This is a genomic window from Streptomyces sp. NPDC031274 (assembly GCF_055570235.1).
On sequence record NZ_JBVIHP010000132.1, the window covers coordinates 1 to 1,873 of the forward strand.

The following is a 1,873-nucleotide window of genomic DNA, read 5'->3' on the forward strand; positions in this document are numbered from 1 at the left end:
CCGACCGCTCACGCTGGCGCCCATGCCAACCCGCCAACGCGGGCAACACCGCCCGCACCGCCTCTTCCTCCACCGCCAGCTCACCAGCCAGCCCATCCACATCCAGCCGCTCCACCGCCGACCAGAACTCACCATCCACCGCCGAACCACCAGCCGCCCCATCAACCGCGACAGCCACCGGCTCCAACCAGTAATGACGACGCTCGAAGGGATAGGTGGGGAGGTCCACCCGGCGGGCACCGGTGCCGGCGAAGTACGCCGACCAGTCCGGGCTCACACCCGCCGTGTGCAGACGGCCCAGCGCGGTGACCAGCGCTTCGGGCTCGGGGCGGTCCTTGCGCAGTGCCGCGATCAGCTGTGCGTCGCCGGTCAGGGACTCCTGGGCCATGCCCGAGAGCACGCCATCCGGGCCCAACTCCAGGAACACGCCCACGCCCTGGCCCTCCAGCCAGCGAACGCCCTCACCGAAGCGCACCGCGGAACGGACATGACGTACCCAGTACTCGGCAGACGCCACGTCCGCCGTGACCTCGCCGGTCACGTTCGACACGACCGGGATCGACGGCGAGGAGTAGGTGAGCGACTCCGCGACCTGACGGAAGTCCTCCAGCATCGCGTCCATGTGCGGCGAATGGAATGCGTGGCTGACCCGCAGCTGCTTGGTCTTGAAGCCCAACTCCGCGAAGACCTCGCCCAGTTCGGCCACCACATCCGCGTCACCGGCGATCACGATGGAGGAGGGGCCATTCACCGCGGCCAGAGACACCTGGGCCTCGCGGCCCTCCAGGTACGGAGTCACGGTCGCCTCGTCGGCACCCACCGCCAGCATCGCGCCACCCTCGGGCAGCGCCTGCATCAGCCGCCCGCGAGCCGCCACCAGCGTGACCGCGTCGTCCAGGGACAGAACCCCGGCCACGTGCGCCGCCGCCAACTCGCCGATCGAGTGGCCGGTCACGTAATCCGGACGCACACCCCAGCTCTCCACCAGCCGATACAGGGCCACCTCAAGAGCGAACAGACCCGGCTGCGTATAGCCGGTCTGGTTCAGCAGCTCCCCGTCCTCGAAGAGCACCTCACGCAGCGGCCGCTCAAGCTCACGATCAAACCCGGCACACACCACATCCAGCGCATCGGCGAACACCGGATAGGCCTCATACAACTCCCGGCCCATCCCAGGCCGCTGAGACCCCTGCCCCGAAAACAGAACCGCCGCCAGACCCGAATCGTCCCGAGCCACACCCCGCACCACACCCGCAGCCGGAGCACCATCCGCAACCGCGTCCAGACCCCGCAGCAACTCCTCACGCCCGGAACCAACCACGACAGCGCGGTGCTCCAGAGCCGCACGCGTCGTCGCCAACGAGAACGCGGCGTCCAGCGGCCGCACGCCCTCGGCGAGTGCCGACCGCAACCGCTCCGCCTGCACCTTGAGCGCGGTCTTCGACTTGGCGGACAGCACCCAGGGCACCGTCGTCTCGTCGTCCGGCTCCAGTTGCGGTTCCGGCTGGGCTTCGGATGCGGGCGCCTGCTCCAGCAGGATGTGGGCGTTGGTGCCACTGACGCCGAAGGAGGACACACCCGCACAGCGCGGACGGCCGGTCTCCGGCCACATCCGCGACTCGGACAGCAACTCGACTGCTCCCGCAGACCAGTCCACATGTGACGACGGCGCATCCACGTGCAGCGACTCCGGCACCAGACCATGCCGCATCGCAAGCACCATCTTGATCACACCCGCCACACCAGACGCAGCCTGCGTATGACCAATGTTGGACTTCACCGACCCCAGCAACAACGGCTGTTCGGCGTCCCGGTCCTGCCCGTAGGTGGCCAGCAGTGCCTGCGCCTCGATCGGATCACCCAACGTCGTACC

1 protein-coding gene is annotated in these 1,873 nt (G+C 68.7%); it reads right to left on the minus strand.

Going from position 1 to position 1,873, the window contains the following annotated elements; genetic code table 11:
• Positions 1-1,873 (minus strand): type I polyketide synthase (locus ACZ5CR_RS44220; RefSeq protein ID WP_468869043.1); only part of this gene is annotated, 1,873 nt, incomplete at both ends.